This is a genomic window from Brevibacterium iodinum ATCC 49514 (genome assembly GCF_900169265.1).
In the GTDB taxonomy this organism is placed as follows: Bacteria; Actinomycetota; Actinomycetes; order Actinomycetales; family Brevibacteriaceae; genus Brevibacterium; species Brevibacterium iodinum.
Genome location: NZ_FXYX01000001.1, coordinates 187,910 through 207,363 on the forward strand (window position 1 = coordinate 187,910; position 19,454 = coordinate 207,363).

20 protein-coding genes are annotated in these 19,454 nt (G+C 63.2%); 10 read left to right on the top strand and 10 right to left on the bottom strand.

Annotated elements, in window-relative coordinates; all coding sequences use genetic code 11:
- The first annotated feature begins 131 nt into the window (after window positions 1-131).
- The 4 genes from BI49514_RS00820 (at window position 132) to BI49514_RS00835 (ending at window position 4,401) form a co-directional block, all read left to right on the top strand.
- Window positions 132-644, top strand: a complete 513-nt coding sequence (locus BI49514_RS00820) for a 2Fe-2S iron-sulfur cluster-binding protein (RefSeq protein ID WP_101543490.1) — start codon at window positions 132-134, stop codon at window positions 642-644.
- Entirely contained in the window at window positions 641-1,591 is a 951-nt protein-coding gene (locus BI49514_RS00825; protein ID WP_257904100.1) for an FAD binding domain-containing protein, read from the top strand. The genes BI49514_RS00820 and BI49514_RS00825 overlap by 4 nt, the downstream gene beginning before the upstream one ends.
- 81 nt (window positions 1,592-1,672) lie before the next feature.
- On the top strand, window positions 1,673-3,745 hold the full coding sequence (locus BI49514_RS00830) for a xanthine dehydrogenase family protein molybdopterin-binding subunit (RefSeq protein ID WP_101543492.1): 2,073 nt from the start codon (window positions 1,673-1,675) through the stop codon (window positions 3,743-3,745).
- Window positions 3,742-4,401 (top strand): nucleotidyltransferase family protein, encoded by a 660-nt coding sequence (locus tag BI49514_RS00835; RefSeq protein WP_101543494.1) that lies wholly within the window; start codon window positions 3,742-3,744, stop codon window positions 4,399-4,401. Before BI49514_RS00830 ends, BI49514_RS00835 begins: the two co-directional genes overlap by 4 nt.
- Before the next feature lie 63 nt (window positions 4,402-4,464).
- Here the strand turns inward: BI49514_RS00835 and BI49514_RS00840 are convergent, their stop codons facing one another.
- The 4 genes from BI49514_RS00840 to BI49514_RS00855 all read right to left on the bottom strand — a co-directional run bounded on the left by BI49514_RS00840 (window position 4,465) and on the right by BI49514_RS00855 (window position 8,901).
- On the bottom strand, window positions 4,465-5,175 hold the full coding sequence (locus BI49514_RS00840) for a glycosyltransferase family 2 protein (protein ID WP_101543496.1): 711 nt from the start codon (window positions 5,173-5,175) through the stop codon (window positions 4,465-4,467).
- The gene (locus BI49514_RS00845) at window positions 5,172-6,602 is read right to left on the bottom strand and encodes a PIG-L family deacetylase (protein ID WP_244195192.1); all 1,431 of its coding nucleotides are present in this window, start codon (window positions 6,600-6,602) and stop codon (window positions 5,172-5,174) included. Before BI49514_RS00845 ends, BI49514_RS00840 begins: the two co-directional genes overlap by 4 nt.
- The gene (locus BI49514_RS00850; RefSeq protein WP_101543499.1) at window positions 6,574-7,632 is read right to left on the bottom strand and encodes an acyl-CoA/acyl-ACP dehydrogenase; all 1,059 of its coding nucleotides are present in this window, start codon (window positions 7,630-7,632) and stop codon (window positions 6,574-6,576) included. The genes BI49514_RS00845 and BI49514_RS00850 overlap by 29 nt, the downstream gene beginning before the upstream one ends.
- A gap of 180 nt (window positions 7,633-7,812) precedes the next feature.
- Window positions 7,813-8,901, bottom strand: a complete 1,089-nt coding sequence (locus BI49514_RS00855; protein ID WP_244195193.1) for a hypothetical protein — start codon at window positions 8,899-8,901, stop codon at window positions 7,813-7,815.
- 244 nt (window positions 8,902-9,145) lie between these two features.
- Here BI49514_RS00855 and BI49514_RS00860 point away from each other — a divergent pair, with 244 nt between their 5' ends.
- Window positions 9,146-9,424 carry a DUF3263 domain-containing protein gene (locus BI49514_RS00860; RefSeq protein WP_101544033.1) on the top strand — a complete coding sequence of 93 codons (279 nt, stop codon included), beginning with the start codon at window positions 9,146-9,148 and terminating at the stop codon, window positions 9,422-9,424.
- A gap of 33 nt (window positions 9,425-9,457) precedes the next feature.
- Here the strand turns inward: BI49514_RS00860 and BI49514_RS00865 are convergent, their stop codons facing one another.
- Together BI49514_RS00865 and BI49514_RS00870 are read right to left on the bottom strand one after the other, a co-directional pair.
- Window positions 9,458-9,652: a hypothetical protein gene (locus BI49514_RS00865; RefSeq protein WP_101543501.1), complete on the bottom strand. Its 195-nt coding sequence runs from the start codon at window positions 9,650-9,652 to the stop codon at window positions 9,458-9,460.
- Window positions 9,649-9,945 (bottom strand): MerR family transcriptional regulator, encoded by a 297-nt coding sequence (locus BI49514_RS00870; protein WP_052239733.1) that lies wholly within the window; start codon window positions 9,943-9,945, stop codon window positions 9,649-9,651. The genes BI49514_RS00865 and BI49514_RS00870 overlap by 4 nt, the downstream gene beginning before the upstream one ends.
- Window positions 9,946-10,066: 121 nt before the next feature.
- On the opposite strand from BI49514_RS00870, the gene BI49514_RS00875 reads away from it, so the two are divergent.
- Window positions 10,067-10,498, top strand: a complete 432-nt coding sequence (locus BI49514_RS00875) for an Hsp20/alpha crystallin family protein (protein ID WP_101544035.1) — start codon at window positions 10,067-10,069, stop codon at window positions 10,496-10,498.
- Window positions 10,499-11,289: 791 nt separating this feature from the next.
- Here BI49514_RS00875 and BI49514_RS00880 read toward each other — a convergent pair.
- From BI49514_RS00880 to BI49514_RS16450, 3 genes are all read right to left on the bottom strand, one after another.
- The gene (locus BI49514_RS00880) at window positions 11,290-12,429 is read right to left on the bottom strand and encodes an XdhC family protein (protein ID WP_101543503.1); all 1,140 of its coding nucleotides are present in this window, start codon (window positions 12,427-12,429) and stop codon (window positions 11,290-11,292) included.
- Between the two features lie 206 nt (window positions 12,430-12,635).
- Entirely contained in the window at window positions 12,636-13,892 is a 1,257-nt protein-coding gene (locus BI49514_RS00885; RefSeq protein WP_101543505.1) for a phospholipase D-like domain-containing protein, read from the bottom strand.
- Between the two features lie 37 nt (window positions 13,893-13,929).
- Window positions 13,930-14,073, bottom strand: coding sequence for a GPGG-motif small membrane protein (locus tag BI49514_RS16450; protein ID WP_164742832.1), 144 nt, complete (start codon window positions 14,071-14,073; stop codon window positions 13,930-13,932).
- Window positions 14,074-14,336: 263 nt separating this feature from the next.
- On the opposite strand from BI49514_RS16450, the gene ku reads away from it, so the two are divergent.
- The 4 genes from ku to BI49514_RS00910 all read left to right on the top strand — a co-directional run bounded on the left by ku (window position 14,337) and on the right by BI49514_RS00910 (window position 17,564).
- The gene (ku, locus tag BI49514_RS00890; RefSeq protein ID WP_101543507.1) at window positions 14,337-15,227 is read left to right on the top strand and encodes a non-homologous end joining protein Ku; all 891 of its coding nucleotides are present in this window, start codon (window positions 14,337-14,339) and stop codon (window positions 15,225-15,227) included.
- A gap of 108 nt (window positions 15,228-15,335) precedes the next feature.
- On the top strand, window positions 15,336-15,752 hold the full coding sequence (locus BI49514_RS00895; RefSeq protein WP_101543509.1) for a ChaB family protein: 417 nt from the start codon (window positions 15,336-15,338) through the stop codon (window positions 15,750-15,752).
- A gap of 142 nt (window positions 15,753-15,894) precedes the next feature.
- Complete coding sequence (locus BI49514_RS00900) at window positions 15,895-16,788, top strand: SDR family oxidoreductase (protein WP_101543510.1); 894 nt, start codon at window positions 15,895-15,897, stop codon at window positions 16,786-16,788.
- Window positions 16,789-17,144: 356 nt separating this feature from the next.
- A complete protein-coding gene (locus tag BI49514_RS00910) occupies window positions 17,145-17,564 on the top strand; it encodes a hypothetical protein (protein WP_115614087.1) in 420 nt (139 codons plus the stop codon).
- On the opposite strand, the gene BI49514_RS00915 is transcribed toward BI49514_RS00910, so the two are convergent.
- On the bottom strand, window positions 17,559-19,400 hold the full coding sequence (locus tag BI49514_RS00915; RefSeq protein WP_101543516.1) for an MFS transporter: 1,842 nt from the start codon (window positions 19,398-19,400) through the stop codon (window positions 17,559-17,561). The genes BI49514_RS00910 and BI49514_RS00915 overlap by 6 nt on opposite strands.
- Window positions 19,401-19,454 lie beyond the last annotated feature (54 nt).

The window sequence follows — 19,454 nt, forward strand, 5'->3', positions numbered from 1 at the left end:
TCGCGCCGATCATGTGCAACAGGGGGTGCGGGGCCGCCCGAGCACCCCCGGCACCGGTGAACCCCCTTGTCGCGGCTTCCGAACGGGGTTAGGTTTGACGGACGTCGACAATGCTGTCTGGAGGCTCTCACATGGGACATTCGCTGCACCTCACCGTCGACGGCCAGGAGCACACTCTGGTCGTGGATTCCAGAACCACTCTTCTCGATGCGCTGCGGGACCGGTTGAGGGTGATGTCCGCGAAGAAGGGCTGCGACCACGGCCAATGCGGGGCCTGCACCGTCCTCGTCGACGGTCGTCGGCTCAACTCGTGCCTGGCGCTCGCGCTCACCCACGACGGCGCCGAGGTCATGACCGCCGACGGTCTGGCCCCCGAGGGTGAACTCTCCACTCTGCATCGGGCGTTCCTCGCCCACGACGCGTTCCAGTGCGGGTACTGCACCCCGGGCCAAGTCTGTTCGGCCGCAGGCATGCTGGCCGAGGCCGCCGACAACGCACCGAGCGTGGTCACCGAAGACCTCGAGGGGCCCGTGGAGCTGTCCGAGGAGGAGATCCGCGAGCGGATGAGCGGGAACCTCTGCCGCTGCGGAGCCTATGTCAACATCGTCGCGGCCGTGAGCCGAGCCGCAGAGGAGTCACGATGAATCCCTTCGACTACGAACGCGCAGCCGATGCCGCCGGAGCCGTCACAACTGTCACCGATCGTCCCGATGCGGTGTTCCTGGCCGGCGGCACGAACCTCGTCGATCATCTCAAACTGGGCGTCGCAGAACCGGATCTCGTCGTCGACATCAATCCTCTCGAGCTCACGGAGGTCGAGGCACTCGATGACGGGGGCCTGCGGATCGGTGCGATGGTGCGCAACAGCGACGCCGCCGCCGACCCGCGCATCCGATGCGACTACCCGATGCTCTCACGTGCCCTGCTCTCCGGTGCGTCCGGTCAGCTGCGCAACGCGGCCACGATGGGCGGGAATCTGCTGCAGCGCACGCGGTGCGTGTACTTCCAGGACACCTCGACCCCCTGCAACAAACGCGAGCCCGGTGCCGGCTGCTCGGCCATCGGCGGCTACACCCGCTACCACGCGATCCTCGGTGCCTCAGCGGACTGCGTGGCCACGCATCCCTCCGATATGGCCGTCGCTCTGACCGCACTCGATGCCACAGTCGTCGTCCTCGGCGCGACCGGTGAGCGCCGGATCCCGGTCACCGAGCTTCACCGGCTGCCCGGGGATCGCCCGGAGCAGGACACCGTCCTCGAGCATGGTGAACTCATCACGGCACTCGAGCTCCCTCCCCCGCGGCCCGGCGCCTCGACGTACCGGAAGATCCGCGACCGCGCCTCCTACGCCTTCGCTCTCGTCTCCGTCGCTGCCCGAGTCGACGTCGACACCGCAGGGCACGCGCCGGTCATCCGTGAAGCCGCGATCGCCCTCGGCGGCGTCGCCCACAAACCCTGGCGTGCCCGCGCCGCCGAGGCGGTGCTGCGGGGGGGGGGGCGGAACCGACTGCCGAGACGTTCCTGGCAGCAGCCGACGCCGAGCTCGAGGCGGCGGAACCCCTCGACGGCAACCGCTTCAAGGTCCAAATGACACGCGGATCGATCAGCACCGTGCTCGCCGAGCTCACCGGAGCCCCGGAAGTTCTGCCGGAATCGACCACGGGGGACACTCATGAGTGACCTGCTCACGACCACAGCCGTCGGTACCCATCAGGTCCGCCTCGACGGCCCCGCCAAGGTCCGCGGCCTCGCCCCCTACGCCTACGAGCACCCCCTCGACTATCCGCTCTTCCTCTACCCGCTGCAGGCGAAGATCGCCCGTGGGCGGGCAGCGCACATCGACCCTTCCGCAGCCGAAGCTGCGGAGGGAGTGGTGCATGTGCTCACCCACGACAACGCCCCCGAGCTGGCGGACACGGATGACGGTGAGCTCGCGATCCTGCGCTCTGCTGAGATCGGATTCCGAGGCCAGTACCTCGGTGCCGTCATCGCCACCACTCCCGAGCAGGCCCGCCACGCAGCGAGCCTCATCGAGATCACCTATGTGCAGGACGATCACGACGTCGAGCTGCGCGAGGATCACCCTGCTTCCCAGGAACCGGAGTCGGGCAGCGGGGATGTGCGCACAGGCGATGTCGACACAGCCCTCGCTGAGGCGGCCGTATCCATCGATGAGCGCTACAGCACCCCCATGGAGCACAACAATCCCATGGAACCGCATACCACCGTCGCCCTCTGGGACGGAGACGAACTGACCCTGTGGACCTCGACGCAGGGCGTGCACCCCGCACGCGCGACATTGGCGCCGATCCTCGGGGTGGAGCAGGAGAAGATCCGCATCATCTCCCCGCACGTCGGCGGCGGCTTCGGCTCCAAGGGCGTCCCCCACGCGGACATGATGCTCGCTGTCCTCGCGGCGCAGGTGGTGCCGGGTCGACCCGTGAAATATGCCGTGACCCGGCAGCAGATGTTCTCGATCACCGGCTATCGAGCTCCGACCCTGCAGCACATCCGTCTGGGCGCGAGAGCCGACGGCACGCTCACGGCCTTCGCTTATGATGCGATCTCCATGTCCTCGCAGACCAAGGAGTTCCCCGAGGAGTCGACGAAGCCGGGCCGCATGATGTACGCAGGCGACAACCGCCGCATCACCCAGCGAGTGGTTCCGCTCGACGTGCCGGTGCCCTCCTGGATGCGTGCTCCCGGCGAGGCTTCAGGCATGGTCGGACTCGAAATCGCCATGGACGAACTCGCAGTGGCCGCCGGCCTCGACCCCATCGAGCTGCGGGTGCGCAATGACCCGACCACGGACCCGGACACCGGACTGCCGTTCAACCAGCGCCGCCTCGTCGACTGTCTGCGAGAAGGAGCAGACCGTTTCGGCTGGGAGAAGCGGAATCCGCAGCCGCGCGCCCGGCGGGAGAACGGCTGGTTCATCGGCATGGGCGTGGCCTCTGCGACCTACCCGGCAGGCAGGCAGCCGGGCTCTGTCGCGCGGATCCGCCGCACTCCCGAAGGCTTTGAGGTCTCGATCGGTGCCGCCGATCTGGGCACCGGGACGTGGACCGTCCTGTCTCAGACTGCCGCGGACGCTCTCGGCGTTCCCATCGGGCAAGTCGAGCTGCGAATCGGCGACACCGCGCTGCCGAACGCGACTGTGGCCGGCTCATCCACGGGACTGGCGAGTTGGAGCACGGCGATCGTCACCGCAGCCCAGGAGCTCCGTTCCGAGCACGGAGCCGATCCTGCCATCGGCGCCGAGGCCCATGGTGAGGCCGAGGCCAATCCAGCGGCGGAGAAGTTCGCCCTACACTCTTTCGGAGCCCATTTCGCCGAGGTCCGCATCCAGCCGACCACCGGTGAGATCCGACTGAGGCGCATGTTCGGCATGTTCTCCGCCGGTCGGATCGTCAACCCGACCACCGCACGCTCACAGTTCATCGGCGGCATGACCATGGGCGTCGGGATGGCTCTGCATGAGAAGGGCGAGCTCGACCCGCGCTTCGGTCACGTAGTCAACCACGACCTCGCGGAGTATCACGTGCCCGTCAACGCCGACATCACCGACATCGAGGCAGATTGGCTCGATGAGAAGGACCCGCTGGCCGGTCCCCTCGGCGCGCGCGGCGTCGGTGAGATCGGCATCGTCGGTGCCGCAGCCGCGATCGCGAACGCAGCCTTCAACGCCACCGGAGTCCGAGTCCGCGATCTGCCGATCTTCGGCGACGCGTTCCTGCCGACGTGAGCGGCGAGACCGGGTCGACTCCTCCCAAACGACCCGTCCCCGGTCCCCCAAGAGGACTCGTCCTCGCCGCCGGAGCGGGGCGACGCCTCGGCCGAGGGCCGAAGGCACTGCTGGTGCGGGAGGATGGGCTCACCCTGGTGGAGTCGATGGTCCTCGCCCTGCTCGACGGTGGCTGCCGGGACGTCACAGTCGTCACCGGAGCCTGCAGCGAGCAGGTCGCGCGCCTGCTGGCCGGGTGTGACCGCGTGTCCGTCGCGTTCAACCCTGACTGGTCTTCGGGTATGGGTTCCTCGCTGCGCCGCGGCCTGCAGGCGATCGGCCCCGGACCCGACGTCATGGTCACACCTGTGGACCGTCCCGGAATCTGTGCGGCGGAAGTCGCTCGTCTCATCGCCGCCCATCGTCCCCGTGCGATCACTGCTGCGGGCCACTGTGATGCGAATGGGTCGCTGCGCCGCGGTCACCCTGTGCTCTTCGACGAGAGCTGGACGAGCCAGGCGGCGGCCGCCGCGCACGGCGACGTCGGTGCCCGCGACCTGCTCGAGACGCGCAGAGCTGTCGTCGACCTCGTCGACTGCTCCGACCTCGACGACGGGGCCGATGTCGATGTGCCCGAGGATCTGCACAGGCTGACAGTCGTCAGTTCTCGCGATTAGCTCTGGGTTGTCGTGAACAACTCGGCCGGAGTCGACCTGAAGTGCTGTGAGCAGAGTCGGGTCTCATCGAAGGCTCTGCATAAAGCTGCTGAAGCCTCCCTCCGCGCGTCCCTCCAGACGGGCCGAGGTGAGAACCCGGCAGGTATCGGTGCGTCTCACGTTTCCCCCCGCGCCGAGCACTGCAGCAACGGTTGCGGCATCTTCGCCAAGTGGCAGCTGAGGCATGCCGCCGATGATGTTGAGATACGAGCCTCGAATGCCCAGGTTCGCGCCGAACACGTAGGGGTGGTCCTCAAGTAACGTGTGGTGAGAGTGCCATTTCGCGATCAGCGCTGCCGACCCAGTATCAGGTCGCGGCGACACTGTGCCGACTAGGCAGTCGCTTCCGGCTTCCGCCAAGGCAAGATGCGTCGTCAGCCAGTGAGTGGGAACTCTGCTGTCCGCATCGGTGAACGCAATCCATGTCAGGTCGAAGTTGACATCACGATCAGCTTCAACCATCTGCTTGAAGTGATTCCAGGCGAAATTCCGGGCACTGCCCACGTTCTTGAACGACGTCTCAAGTATCGTGACTTGTGGATGCTGTTCGGCGAAGTCTGCGACGCGGCTCACCGTTTCGTCGGTACAGGCGTCGGCCACGACGAGGATTCGAGTGGACAATGGCGCGAGCCCATCAGGGACCTGAGCACACGCTTGGGCCACCGAGTCGAGACAGCCGAGGATCTCGTCTTGTTCATTGTGAGCCGGGATGACAATGCCCAAGTGCGTGATCACTCAACGGCTTCCGCAGGGAGGAAATCGTCAGTTTTGTCCACCGTCACGATATCGAGACGATACTCGGCCTCGGAGCGAAAATCGGTCCGCAGTCGGGGCCAGTAGTCCAGGCACGCGTCATGGACTTCATCGGCGGTCAGAGGCCAATCTTCGATGTCACCCTTCCAATGACAGAGAACGAGCACAAAGCGCGATGGGGTTGATTCATCAATGCGTTCCAACGTTCGTTGCAGCTGTGCACGTGTCAGATAGAAGCCGGTCTCTGAGAGGACGACGCAGTCGAAATGCCCTTCGGGCCATTCGTATGGGACAGTGGCGTGCAGGAAGGCTATTTCGGTTGCAGTGGTCGTCTGCAGACGTTTCGCTGTTTTCAGCGCCTCGCAGCTGGCATCGACAGCTGTCACTCTGACGCTGTAAGCGGCAAGCTCTCGAGTCAAAGCGCCGACTGAACAACCGATCTCGAGAATGTGGGAGAACGAGGTCGACGGGAGGTGGGACACAAGGGTCTCGCGTTTGGCGATTTCGTATTCGGAGTCCCACACCGTCCACGGATCGCTCCGTTCTCTGTGCACATCATCGAACACCGCCGACGCAGTGGACGCATCATTGATCCGCGAGCCTATTCCCTCCTGACCAGAGCTCGGCGATGCCTCACCGGATCTGAAATCCGTGATCACGAAAGTATCGTGGCTCCGGATGAAGTGTTCCAAATGGGCGCTGGTGAGGATCGCTTCGTCCCCGTGCTGATCCGACAGCGCTTCTGTCTGCGACGGGTAACACGCGAGCAGAGCGTTTCGATCGAGACCTTGTGGGTCGGCTAAGGTCTGCCAGGCCTGCCACCGAGGGTCTGTGGGAGCAGCCCAGTGCCAGAACCAGATGGGATATTCGAGCACTACGGCATGATGTGATCGCCCGATGTCCAGCGCCGCGGCGCCCACCGCCTCGTGGTCACAGTGCCCATCCCGGCTGTAAGGCGCAACGAGTGTCACCGGCCCATGTGATCGTGCGATCTCCTGTCGGATCACGTCTCTGATCTTGCTTGAATATTCGGGCAGTTGACCGTCGGGCAGATCGAGAAAACGACTGGAGTGCGCCTTGTCGAAGGTGCTCAGCGCACGATCGAACTCCTCCAGACGGATGCTTTTGAGCTGATCGCCGGTATACGTCGGTGACTCAGGGTGCGATTTTTCGCCTGCGCTGAAGAGTAGGACTTTCAGCTGGCAGCTCCACTCATCGGCACGTGCGAGCAGCGCAGCGGCTCCCAGCGCTTCATCGTCTGGGTGTGCGGCAAGGACGATGATGGTTCCGCCTGTGGCGATTGTGCTCTCTGGAAACGCCGGAAGATCAAGGGCACCCGCCTGCACCCAGGCATCTTCTCTGGTGCTGCGGTCTTGGTGGCTAAACCTCATCGACATCTGACTCTGCACAGATATTCTCGCCCAAAGCAGCTTCGTCCCGAGGCCCGTGATGCTGACTGAGGTAGACGGTGAGATCAGCGTCAGCTTTGGCAAATGCCGCATCACTCGTCAGAACCGCGGGACCGGCCAGCTCCCGGCTCAGAAGCTGGATCCGTTGGGCACTGCGGTATATGTTGTTGCGAACTCTCAGAGCCAGTCTCCACGCGTGTTCTCGCGAGAACTTCTCATCCCCATCCGCTGCAGCAGCAGTTTGCGCCAACATGGTGCGGACCGCGAAGATCTCAGCATCAAGCTGCCCGAGCTGCATCTCTCCCATCGGCGAGCGCCCAGCCCTGTTCAGGTGGGTTTGGGCTGCACGCCGGGCCAGTCCCAATGCTCCACCGAACCAGCAGGCTGCCACGCGAATCCCGCCCCAAGCGAAAGAGGGGCGGTCAAGGTACCAATTCGGGGGGCCGACACTCGTCGCGGGTGCTCGGTCGAAGACGACTGAGCCGCTCGGGATTTCTCTGAGACCCAGACTCGGCCAAGCACCTGTCTGCGGTCGTACACGAGGGTGCCGAAGATTCACCGCGTAGGCTCGGTTCCCGTCGCTGCCGCTGGCGATGACGATCGCGTCGGTGAGTTCCGCGGCCAAAGAGCACCACGCTTTCGTGCCGGTGAGGAGGTTCTCCGCACCGGCATCGACCACGTTCACGCGATGTGTGGGCAGGTCAGCCGCGTATACGCCCCAGGCCGAATCGGGGTCAGGTGTTTCGTGTCCGGCCTCGGCAAGGATGCCCAGAGCGTCGACGTGGGGTTCGAGCATACGAGCGACGCCGATGTCGATCGCAGCCAGTTGAAGCAGCCTTTCCCATTGATCGATCTGAGGTGAGCACCCTGTGAGCTGCAGAAGACGGGCAAGGGCGGTGATCTTGTCGACAGCAGACGCACTGCTCGTGACGACCTCGGTGAGATCATCCCTGAAGTCTGGAGTTTCCCACCACGGTTCGAACGGTGTGGCGATGATCCCAGACGAGGTTGAGTCGAACAGGGTTTCCATTTCACGTCCTTCGGGCAGAACATTTCGTCGGAACTCGGTGTGTAGTGAACACGCAGGAGACAGTCGGAGGTGATGGCTCTGAACACGCTTATATCTCAAGTGGGTGCAGATACCCAATTCCAGCCGGCTCTTCCACATCACCCCAATGTGCAGACTAGCGGCATGCTTGGCAGATCTCAGTCAACTGCTCTCCACCGTGTCGTCGGCATCTGTGCTGTTGTCTGTATAGACTCGTTGCCGCATCCGCTGGCCATGAGTCAGCTTCTGCACGTCGGCATCAGTGTCGAAGCTGGCACCGAGGCCGCCGGCGACCACACCCATAGCTGCGCTGAGCCATGCGATATCGAGGTAGTTGGTGAACGACGCGTCTTGTTGAATCTGTTGGGTCATAAATGCCGGATCGATAACGACGAGGCCGCCCAGGAGAATGAGGACGACCAGTGTCGCGTAGAGAGCGATCACAGTGATCAGCAGTGTGAGGACGGTGGAGAGGTTGTAGTACATGACCACCGTGGCCAGACTTTCGTTGACCGGTCGATCCCAGAGTCTGTGACTGACGATCAACCAGGCGACCATCATTAGGATGGCGAGCGCGCCGATTGAGAGCAGCCGGAGGGTGGACAGGTAGGTCGACATCTGCCAGATCGAACTGTAGAAGATGCCGAAAGCTCCGGTTGCCGAGGCTGCCGCGAGGGCTCCTGAGAGCTTCGGAGCCGTGCGCCAGGGTTCGTTGGCAATCGTCATCCCCATAATCAGCCGTGGGCCTCCGGTGATGGTGTGGGCATGCAGGGACTGATGGCTGGAGTCTTCATTGTTCGACCAGTTCGACCATCCGAGCAGAAATTTGCGCGCCGTGGCTTCGGGGTCCCACGGAACCAACTTGTTCACCGAGCTCATCATGACTTTGATGATGCGGCGCTTGGTGGCCAACGCGCCGAGTGTGGGGCATGAGATGACCGCAAGGTTGCGGTCAGAGTAGACTTCGGCGATCAGAGGGTCGCCCTGGGTGTGCCGGGGGATCTCTGTGAGGATGAGGATGATGTTGACGTCGGGGTAATCAGCGCGGAGATCTTCGACTGCGTCTAGAGCCAGCTCGCGCTCGGGTGTCAGATAGACCGTGTCGGTGCGAGTGTGCAGCGTCGTTGTGACCCCATACGCCTCACGCAGATAGCGCTCTAACGAGGAGTGGATGGAAGCCGCTCGCCTGCTGGGCAGACCTGGATCGGCCACGACCAGCACTTGAAGAGCCTGGGATGAGGTGGTGGGCATAAAGTCCTCCGCTACTCGACCAGCGAGTTGTGTAGAAGATTGTTCTGATTCCGAAGTCTAGTGAGCGTAATCACTATGGGGTAGTCCTACACGTCGGCTTCGCTGTCTGAAGCTTTATCGCCTGCGCAGCCGCGGACAACTGCTTCGGACTGGACGGCGAGCGGTCCCCCTGAATCGAGGTGATCAAGACAGAGTGAGCAGCGACATACGCGGTGTCGAATTCCGCTGTGTCACAATGGTCTCCATGGTCCCCGGCACTGTGCACGAACTGTCCGAGCATGATCGGTTGATCCTCGACTTCGAGAAGACTGCGTCTACTGCGGCGGGGCGACACGAGTTGTGCCAGCGAATCGAACTTCCAGCAGAGAGGTACGCCATCGTGCTCGAGGGGATCGTGGATACGGATGCCGCATACGGTTACGCCCCGGACGTTGTGGAGCGGGTGAGGCGGTTGCGCGCGGAACGGTTCGCATTCGAACGCCGGCAAGGCCGATGGAAGAAGCACAGCAACTTCCCCCTATAGCCCGATATGCCGCCATCAGATCAGCGCGGCCTCTCACCTGTCTTCATCATCAACCTCTACAACGATGGATTGATCGGCAACATCGCCCACATCCGCTTCGCGGATTGCTCCCCAGTGAGGCTCAGCCTCGTCGTAACCGTCGTCGATATGCGTTGCGGCGTCGACGAGCTGTTCGTTCCAATCCGGCCCGGGCACTTCGACGCCGGGGCGGACACTGTCTGCCATCATTGCATCCTCCTCAATTCGTACCGAAGCGAGGTGTTCTCATCCTGGAGATCGAGAATGATTCCGATGCTAGCAAGATTCGCGCCCACGTCAACCAGCTCCCGCACACGCCGCAGACGAGCAATATCCTCGCGGCTGAACCGCCGCGTCCCGCCTTCACTTCGCATAGGCGTCACGAGGCCGCGAGCCTCGTACTGCCGCAATGACTGCACCCCGACACCGGTCAACTCCGCAACACGCGAAATCGAGAACAAGCGCCCACCAGACTCTGAAGTCGCCGTCTCCCCATGTCCCAAAATTCCTCCTGAAACAGTGTTGACATTCGCATTCTGATCGACTAAATCATATGTCTATCAGATGATATAGATCATATCATCTGCACGAATCCGCCATCCAGCAAAGGAGGTTTCACCAATGATCATGATGCGCACTGACCCATTCCGCGAAGTCGAACGCCTGAGCAGAGAAATCTTCGGAGCCACCGGCACAACGGCTCGCCCCGTGATGATGCCGATGGACGCCTGGCGCGACGGCGATACTTTCCGCGTCGAACTCGACCTGCCAGGAATTGATCCTGACAACATCGACCTCGACGTCGAGAACAACGTCGTCACCGTCAAAGCTGAACGGCCCGGCCCCGACCACGGGGAGTCTTCGGTCGCGGCAGAGCGGCCCCGCGGGACCTTCAGCCGACAACTCGTCCTCGGCGACAACCTCGACACCAGCAACATCACGGCGAACTACGACGCCGGTGTGCTCACACTCAGCATCCCGGTCGCGGAATCAGCGAAACCCCGCAAGATCGCTATCAACTCAGGCTCTGCTGAACCGGCAGCCATCAGCGCCTGACCACAACTGGTGGGGTGTTCCCATGCAGACGTGTGCACCAGACGTCCAGCTGGGTATCGATGCTGCGTTCTGGGCGATCATCCTCAGCGACCGCGAACTGCGCGACCTCGTCACGAGTCACCACGCAGATGATGAACCGCGGGTTATGAGCCACTGCGAGTGCCGGACCTTCAGGCACTCCTCACCGTGGCTGCTGTTCCGGTCTCCCGGTCTCTCAGCAGCCCAGGTTATCGCCCACCGAATCCTCGCTTGTCAGCGCTCTCCTCCCCGGTTCAAACGGCGCTGACATCTTCGATGAAAGGAGGTGAGACGTTTCCGCACCCAGGATGAGCTGCACAGCCGTGTGGTCGCGTCCGCAATTCTTTCTACCAGTGTGCTCGACGCAAGATGCGCGGCAGTGACGTCACAATGACGACGAAGTGATGCGGGCCCGTCCACGGCTTCCCCTTCTGGCCCCGGGCTATCCCCCGGGGCCAGACCATGTTCGGTTGAGATGAAAAACGAGGAGAACATGTTCGTCAGCTTCTTGGAGAAACTGCTGATTGTCTGGCCCTGGCACGCTCGAGCACTCACTCGCGCACTTATCGGCAAGACTGCCACAGTCCGCCATCGCCCATGACTGAGCGATCATCGCATATGAATGCTTCCCACGCTCGTCATGAGTTGTAGTCCTGAAGGTGAGGTCGTATCGCACGCCAGGGGCAGGTACTACGAGGAACAACAGAATGCTATGACTGACATATCGAAGTCGAATGCGAAGATGCAGCCAGCGACTGGCGACTCGTTTCGCCTCAGTGAAGAGACGAATCTTCCCGTTCGTCGCTGAGGGGAACGACCTGCCGGTGGCCACCGCGTACAGCGAGGATCTCTGCGAGGATCGACACAGCCACCTCGGCGGGGGTGAACGTCTCCAAATGGAGACCGATCGGCGAATGCAACCGTGCCAGTGCTGGGCTAGCCACTCCCGCTTCGCGCAGCGCGGCGCGGCGGTCGCGGTCGCTGCGCCGCGAGCCCATCGCCCCGACGTAGGCCACGTCGAGGTCGAGTGCGACGGCCAGGGTGGGGATGTCGACCTTCGGGTCGTGGCTGAGGACGCAGATCATGCTCCGGGTGTCGAACTCACCGGTGGCGGCCGCTTCGGTGAGGAATCGGTGCGGCCAGGCCCGAACCACCTCGGCGCCGGGAAACGATGTCTGGTCGGCGAAGGACGGACGGGGGTCGCACACTGTGATGCGCAGTCCCAAGGGTCTAGCCGCTTCGACGAGGGCGAGACTGAAGGCGTTGGCCCCGACGACCAGCAGATGGGCCGGCTCGATGCGGGTCTCGACGAAGAGCTCGATCGGCTCGCTCCCGCCTTCCGGGGGCGCAAGGCGGATGCTGCCGGTGCGGCCGCCGCGGATAAAGGCCCCGACGCGCTGTGCGGCGGTCTCGACCACAGCTTCGGGCACCAGAGGATCGAGGCTGACAGCCAGAGCGTCGGTGCTCGGTCCGGAGACGTCGCCCACAGCGGCTGCGCAGACGGCTGCCGCTGGGGCATGGGCGCGGTCGTCGGACGGCAGCCGCAGCACCACGGCGACCGGCTCGCTCTCCGCTCGCAGTCCGGAGCAGCCAGCGCGGAACGGCTGGATGAGCACGTCGATGCGACCACCGCACATGAGCCCGACGGCAAAGGCATCCTCGTCGCTGTAGCCGAAGCCCTGCACCGAGGCGTCGCCGGTGGCGAGGGCGTCCTGACACGCCTCGAGCACGGCTCCTTCGACGCATCCGCCGGTGAGGGAGCCGACGATTCCGCCGACGGTATCCACGAGCATCGAGGTGCCTGCCGGGCGCGGCACTGAGCCTTCGGTTTCGATGATCGTCGCAACGGCGACGTCCTGCGGCTCCTCCGAGTCGAAGAGCCGTGACACGGCGATGGGAAGGATATCGAGCATGAGCCGAGACTATACCGTCAGGAACGTCACCGACAGAGCCTTGACGCAAACGGATTCTTCGGGCAGTTCGTAGGTCAGACAGCCACGATGGGTGCCATCGGCTTCGAGCCCTCTCTGCGGGCAGGCCATCTCTTCCAGGCTGCCCTGACAGTGATCGCGATGGGAACGCCCATGAGATCAGCTGCGAAGAGTGAGGTAGGCCCGATTCACAGCCAGGGGCGCATCGGCACGAGAGCGCGTTCGGCGAGTTTGGTCAGCCGGTGGCGGTTGAGCCACTCCGAACCGAGTTCGACACAGTGCATGGAGTCACTGTCGAAAACCTTCTCCATCTCGGCGGCGAATGCACGGTCGATGACTTCGACATTCGTCTCGTAGTTGAAGGTCAACGACAGCCGATCGATGTTCGCCGTGCCCACCGTCGACCATTCGCCGTCGACCGTCGCGACCTTCGAATGGATCATGCTCGCGGTGTAAAGCAGAACCGTGACCTTCGAATTGATCATCTGCTCGAAGAATCCTCGGGAGAGCCAATCGCCGAGGATGTGGTTCGACTCCTGCGGGACCATAACGCGTACATCCACGCCGCGCTCGGCCGCCTCGATAAGAGAGCGCAGCAGCTGTTGATCGGGGATGAAATAGGGAGTGGTCAGCCAGATCCGCTTCCGCGCACGGGCGAAGGCGTTAAGATACATGCTGCGAATGGGATAGACGAGGTGGATCGGAAGATTCGCCGAGACCCGCAGCTTCGACTCCCAGGCCGCGGGCGGCACCCATGCGATCTGTTCGCCGGAGTCGTGGAACTCGTTCCACACTTCCGCGATGGTCTGCCGCAGCGCCCACGCTCCGGGCCCGATCGAGCGCAGATGGGTGTCGCGCCAATGGCGGGCGTAGAGAGAGCCGATGTTGAACCCGCCGACGAAGGCTACATCGTCGTCGATGACGAGGATCTTCGAATGGTTGAAACCCGAATGCCGCATCGGCCCCCGCCAAAACCTCCGCGCCACCGTCGGCAGACGCAGCACACGGACCTGCTCGGAGAGCTGATGGTAGAACGAGCTGGGCACCGACAGGTTGGCGAAGCCGTCGTAGATCAGGTGGATCTCTACGCCGCGGGCGGACGCTGCATTGAAAGCGTCGATGAATCTCTGCCCCACCTCGTCGTTCTTCCAGATGAACGTCTCCATGAGGATCGACTCACGTGCGGTGTCGATCGCATCGATCATAGCGTCGTAGAGGGTGGCGCCGTCGGTGTAGATGTCGAGCTCTGACTGCTCGACCGTCGAGCTGAACGTGCCCGGCCGCGGCGCAGGGCGCGACTTCCGTCCTCGCTGTTGGATGAGGTCGATGGCCATCGAGGCAGCGACGGTCGTCGGCACTGCAGCGGCCAGGCCGGCGACCGTCCAGGGCACGGTTCGCCGCAAGCGGCTCAGGGGCCGGAGGGATGGATTTCTCAGCGCAGACATCCGCTCACTCTACCCCTCCCGGGCCCGTCCGCCTGTCTCAGGTGAAGATGCTCACTCCCCCGGGCCCGACGAGGCAGCCGACCACGATGAGTACAACACCCCAGAGAATCTGCTTCCTGAAGATGGCGAAGATTCCTGAGATGACGAGGATCGCTGCGAGGATCCAGAGAATGACTGCCATGGGTGCTCCTTTACTCGATGATTGCGAAGGTCGCTTTCCGGCAACCAGTTCGCGTTCGAACCGCCAATCTAACACCCCTGCGCTGCACGGACGGAATCGGCAGCCGGACGGTGGTGCCTCACCAGCAGGTCCGGAGGTGGTCACTATGGGTGAAGTCCAACGCGAAGCAACTGAGTGCCTCCGGCGGCCGAAAGTCGCCCCCGACCCGCTGCAGATCGCCAAGGGGTCTAGCCAGTGTTCGAAACCTGCGTTTCAATGGGGTCATGAGAGCTATCTGGACCGGATCCATCGCCTTCGGCCTCGTGAATGTGCCCGTGAAACTGTATTCGGCCACGGAGAACCACGACGTGAGAATGCACCAGGTCCACGCGAAGGACGGCGGGCGGATCCGCAATCAGCATCGGTGCGAGAAGTGCGGGAAGACCGTCGAGTACGACGACATCGACAAGGCCTATGACGACGGCGAGCATCGCGTCGTCCTCACCGACGAAGACCTCGAGGCCCTTCCCGCAGAGGACAACGACGACATCGACGTCCTCCAGTTCGTGCCCAGTGACGAAATCGACCCCATCATGCTGGAGAAGTCCTATTTCCTCGAGCCGACGTCGAAGACGCCGAAAGCCTACCTTTTGCTGCGCCAGACGCTTGAGGACACGGAGCGGACCGCGATCGTCAAACTCACCCTGCGCACCAGGACGCGCCTGGCCGTGTTGCGAGTGTGCGGAAAAGTCCTCATGATTCAGACCCTGCGCTGGGCCGATGAGATCCGTGACGTCGACTTCAAGGGCGTGAACTCGAAAGCAAAGATCTCGGGCAAAGAACTCGAGATGTCGAAGAAGCTCGTGGAATCGTATTCCGAGGACTTCACCCCCGAGGAGTTCAGCGACGACTACCAGGTCGAACTGCGCAAACTCATCGACGCGAAGATCGAATCGGGCGAGAGTTTCGATGTCGAGAAGACCTTCGCCGAGGACGACGCCGAGGAGGGCTCCGAAGGCGACGTCATCGACCTTATGGAGGCCCTGCGGAAGTCCGTGGACAGTTCTCGATCATCGAAGCAGGGAACCTCAGGCAAGAAGTCGAGCGCAAAGAAGACCTCGTCGAAGAAATCGGAACCGAAGAAGTCGTCAGCCGCGAAGAAACGCACCGGATGAGGAGACTCGCACGAGGATACCCCATGCATCCGTCCAGAGACCCGCCGACGGAGACACAACACCCGTCTGACCGAAACTGCGAACCGACCACGAAGGAGCTGCTCCACTATGCCGAAGACGACGCAGACAGGAAAGCCGAAGGTGAGCGAGCTGCCCTCGACGCTGGAGAAGTCGAGCAAGAAGGCGCAGCGGACCTTCGCCGAAGCTTACGACTCGGCCATCGACCAATACGGAGACGAGAAGCGCGCTCACCAGGTCGCCTACGACGCGCTCAAGCATAGCTATGAGAAGATCGGGGACAAATGGGAGGCGAAGGCCTCCTCCGGCCCGTCGGATGCGCAGAGCTCCGGCGGCAAGAACACCGACCGCAATACCGCCGGTGGAGTCGACGCGAACGCCTCGAAGGACCACCTTTACGAACAGGCGAAGAAGCTCGGCATCTCGGGACGCTCGTCGATGACGAAGAACGAACTCGTCGATGCGCTCGAGCAGGAGAGCAAGCGCAAGACGAAGCAGAATTCCTGAAACCGCCCCGAAGCGTCGAAACCGAAGCGGCATGAAGAGATCTTCCGGCAGCGGTGCCGATGACTCACCCACCGGTAAGGAGATTCCCATGGCTGCCTGCGACACCCGCGAAAACGACCATCAACGATAGAGGAGGAAGACGATGAGCGACCAGCTGACCTTCCAAGACCCCACCACTCGCTTTCCCGACATCTCACCGCCGAAGCAGGATCAACCCGAACCGGGCCTCGACGCGGAACTGATCCCCGGCACAGATCGCGGTGAGGACAGCTACACCGGCACAGGCAGGCTTCGCGGCCGCAGGGCGCTGATCACCGGCTCGGACTCCGGCATCGGAGCCGCGGTTGCGATCGCCTTCGCCCGAGAGGGAGCCGACGTCGCCCTGTCCTATCTGCCCGCCGAGGAGGAAGACGCCCAGCACGTCTGCGAGATCATCCGAGGAGCCGGCCGCAGAGCTGTGCCGCTGCCGGGCGACCTGTCCGATCCCGAGTACTGCCGCGAAGTGGTCCGCCGGGCGGCAGAAGAACTGGGCGGACTCGACGCTCTGGTCAACAACGCCGGGCGACAGATCGCGGTCGAAGACATCGCCGACCTCACGGATGAGCAGTGGGAAGACACTTTCCGGACGAACATCCACGCGATGTTCAGGGTCTCCCAGGCCGCGCTCGAGCACCTCGAGCCCGGATCGACGATCGTCAACAGCACCTCCGTGCAGGCGTATTCCCCCTCCGCCCACCTCATCGACTATGCGGCGACGAAAGCGGCAATCAACAATTTCACCAAGGGACTGGCCACCCAACTCGCACCGAGGGGAATCCGAGTGAACTCTGTGGCGCCAGGACCGATCTGGACTCCCTTGCAGGTTTCCGACGGCCAGCCGAAGGACGCCCTTCCGCACTTCGGGAAGAACACTCCGCTCGGGCGGGCGGGGCAGCCGACGGAGCTGGCTCCCGCCTACGTCTTCCTCACCTCGTCGGAGTCGAGCTACGTCATCGGTGAGACCCTCAACGTCAATGGCGGCCAGCCGAGTCCCTGATCGTCGGTTCCAGGGATGATCGTCGAAGCGGTGGGACCCGAAGCGAGAGGAGCGCCGCATTTGCCCTTAGGCCCGGTGCTCTCCCGGTCGGCCGTTCGCGTCGTCGGCCAGTAGGCCCTGCGGACGATCGGCTTCGGTCATGGCGGAGAGGAACCGCAGCACGGTCTCGCGTTCCCGGCTGTTGAGATGTTCCAGCAGAAGACGGACGGCTGCATCAAGGTCATTCTCGATCCGAACGCGGGATGATGATCCGTCCGCCGCTTCAGCACACGGAGCTCCACGAGTGCGCGGATCGTCGCTACCGTCGGCACACGCCAACGCAGGAATGAAAGTCCTGTCATCAGTGAGGAGACATCATGAGTTCAGAAGAACGTCCAACCATTCCCGGCAGACCCGGCTCCCGCACTCCGGACTTCGAAGAACCGACGACACCTGCCGCGAAAGTCACGAGGCGAATCAGCAGACGTATGGACGATCAGAACCCGAAGCGCATCGACACCCACTCCGGTTACTCGTTCTCAGACGAGCGCGCGATCATCAGGCGGAGGCAGCTCACGGAGGCCGTTGATTTCTGGAACATATCGGTTGCCGGAGCGTGGTTGCACTATGTCAGCCTTGGCGGTGAACTCACCGAATACGAGCTCGATGCCTACCTCCACAAGGCTTACTTCCTGGCGCCCTATCAGCACGACATTCTGGCCGAGGCCGTCAATGAACTCATCGATATGCTTCCTCCGCCTCCGCGAGCCCCGCTGACCGACGAACCCGGTCTATGATCGGTCGCCTCGGTATTCCAGCCTGCCGCGGCGGTTGCGATGGACGGCTCCCTGCCGCACTGCTTCACGCACCGCCGCACGGAAGCGTCCTGGGCCCCATCGTCGAGCCCCGATCGCACGGTAGAGTTCGACCTCACCGACAGGTTCCATGTCGCGGACGAAATCGATGATGCCGTTGACCTCGTTGGCCGAGACCTCGGGCGGAACGTCGCGAGAGGACACCGAAGGCCACGGCGCATAGACGCCGGCCGATCCCGGGCCCGGACGCAGACGCTCCCTTCGGCTTCCCGCCTCGGGGCCCGCCGACGATTCGGCTGCGGCGGCGGAGCCCGCCCGGTCACTGCGCTCGGTCCGCTCGGAACCGCTTTCCGCAGCGCTTTCGGCACCCTCAGCGTCCTCGGCCGTCAAGGGGCGGGCGATGTCTTCGAGGTCGGCACCTTCCGCCTTGACGCCGAAGAGCAGCTCGGCCACCCCGCCGAGCGCCATGACCGCCGCCCCGATGCAGAACGCCCAGGCCACTTGGGAGCGGTCACCGGACTCGATCATGCCGCCGAAGAGCAGCGGACCGGCGATGCCTCCGGCGGCCGTACCGACGGCGTAGAAGAACGCGATGGCCAGTGCTCGAGTCTCCATCGGGAAGATCTCGCTGACCGTGAGATAGGCTGCGCTGGCACCGGACGACGCGAGGAAGAAGCACACGACGAGGATCAGGAGAAAGAGCCATTCGCCGCCGACTTCACCATTGAAGACGAAGGCGAGGACGACTGCGACGACCGCCGATCCGAGGTAGCTGAACGAGATCATCGGCTTCCGACCGATCGTGTCGAAGAGCCTGCCGAGGACGACGGGGCCGGCGAAGTTGCTCAGCGACCACAGGATGATGAAGATCGGCACCGAGGCTGCGGCGACTCCGTAGAAACCGCTGAAGATCGTGCCGAGGTTGAAGGTGATGCCGTTGTAGAGGAACGCCTGACCGACGAAGAGGACGAGGCAGAGGATCGCGCGTTTGGGGTAGATCGTGAAAGCGACCTTCATGATCTCGACGAAGGAGATCGTCTTCCGCTGCCGGACGGTGATGGTCTTCTGCGGCGGCGGCAGGGGCTGTGAGGTCTCCGACTCGATGCCGTCTTCGATCTCACCGACGATGCGTTCGGCTTCATCGTTCTGGCCGTGGATGAACAGCCACCTCGGACTCTCTGGAACGTTCTTGCGCACGACGAAGACGAAGATCGCCAGCAGCATGCCGACGGCGAAGGCCAGGCGCCAGCCGATCATTTTCGGCAGGATATCGGTGTTGAGGAAAAGCAGCGTCGTCGCCGCACCGCCGGCGGCGCCGAGCCAGTAGGAGCCGTTGATGATGAGATCGATGCGGCCTCGCACGCGGGCGGGGATGAGTTCGTCGATGGCCGAATTGACGGCCGCGTATTCCCCGCCGATGCCGGCACCGGTGAGAAAGCGGACGAGGAAGAAGTACCAGGCGGAGAACGAGAACGCCGTGGCGACGGTGGCGACGAGATAGAGCACGAGAGTGATGAGGAAGAGCTTGCGGCGACCGAATCGGTCGGTGAGCTGACCGAAGACGATCGCACCGACACAAGCACCGAGCACGTAGATTGCTCCGGCCGTGCCGATCTGCCCCGCAGTCATGTCGATGCCGCTGCCCTCTTCGGTCATCCGAGCCGCGACGTTGCCGACCATCGTGACCTCGAGACCATCGAGGATCCACACACTGCCGAGCCCGGCGACGACCATCCAGTGAAACCGGGCCCAGGGCAGCCGATCCAACCGTGCCGGCACGTCGGTCTTGACCGTCCCGAGTTCAACCTTCTCACTCATCACACGCCTCCTGGACAATTCCTGGACAGAGTCTTCTGATTGCCAGGAAGTCTA

Coding starts and splice junctions, on each gene's coding strand:
- BI49514_RS00820 (WP_101543490.1), top strand. CDS start 132: ATGGGACATTCGCTGCACCTCACCGTCGACGGCCAGGAGCACACTCTG.
- BI49514_RS00825 (WP_257904100.1), top strand. CDS start 641: ATGAATCCCTTCGACTACGAACGCGCAGCCGATGCCGCCGGAGCCGTC.
- BI49514_RS00830 (WP_101543492.1), top strand. CDS start 1,673: ATGAGTGACCTGCTCACGACCACAGCCGTCGGTACCCATCAGGTCCGC.
- BI49514_RS00850 (WP_101543499.1), bottom strand. CDS start 7,632: ATGGAAACCCTGTTCGACTCAACCTCGTCTGGGATCATCGCCACACCG.
- BI49514_RS00855 (WP_244195193.1), bottom strand. CDS start 8,901: ATGCCCACCACCTCATCCCAGGCTCTTCAAGTGCTGGTCGTGGCCGAT.
- BI49514_RS00860 (WP_101544033.1), top strand. CDS start 9,146: ATGGTCCCCGGCACTGTGCACGAACTGTCCGAGCATGATCGGTTGATC.
- BI49514_RS00865 (WP_101543501.1), bottom strand. CDS start 9,652: ATGATGGCAGACAGTGTCCGCCCCGGCGTCGAAGTGCCCGGGCCGGAT.
- BI49514_RS00880 (WP_101543503.1), bottom strand. CDS start 12,429: ATGCTCGATATCCTTCCCATCGCCGTGTCACGGCTCTTCGACTCGGAG.
- BI49514_RS00885 (WP_101543505.1), bottom strand. CDS start 13,892: ATGTCTGCGCTGAGAAATCCATCCCTCCGGCCCCTGAGCCGCTTGCGG.
- BI49514_RS16450 (WP_164742832.1), bottom strand. CDS start 14,073: ATGGCAGTCATTCTCTGGATCCTCGCAGCGATCCTCGTCATCTCAGGA.
- ku (WP_101543507.1), top strand. CDS start 14,337: ATGAGAGCTATCTGGACCGGATCCATCGCCTTCGGCCTCGTGAATGTG.
- BI49514_RS00895 (WP_101543509.1), top strand. CDS start 15,336: ATGCCGAAGACGACGCAGACAGGAAAGCCGAAGGTGAGCGAGCTGCCC.
- BI49514_RS00900 (WP_101543510.1), top strand. CDS start 15,895: ATGAGCGACCAGCTGACCTTCCAAGACCCCACCACTCGCTTTCCCGAC.
- BI49514_RS00910 (WP_115614087.1), top strand. CDS start 17,145: ATGAGTTCAGAAGAACGTCCAACCATTCCCGGCAGACCCGGCTCCCGC.
- BI49514_RS00915 (WP_101543516.1), bottom strand. CDS start 19,400: ATGAGTGAGAAGGTTGAACTCGGGACGGTCAAGACCGACGTGCCGGCA.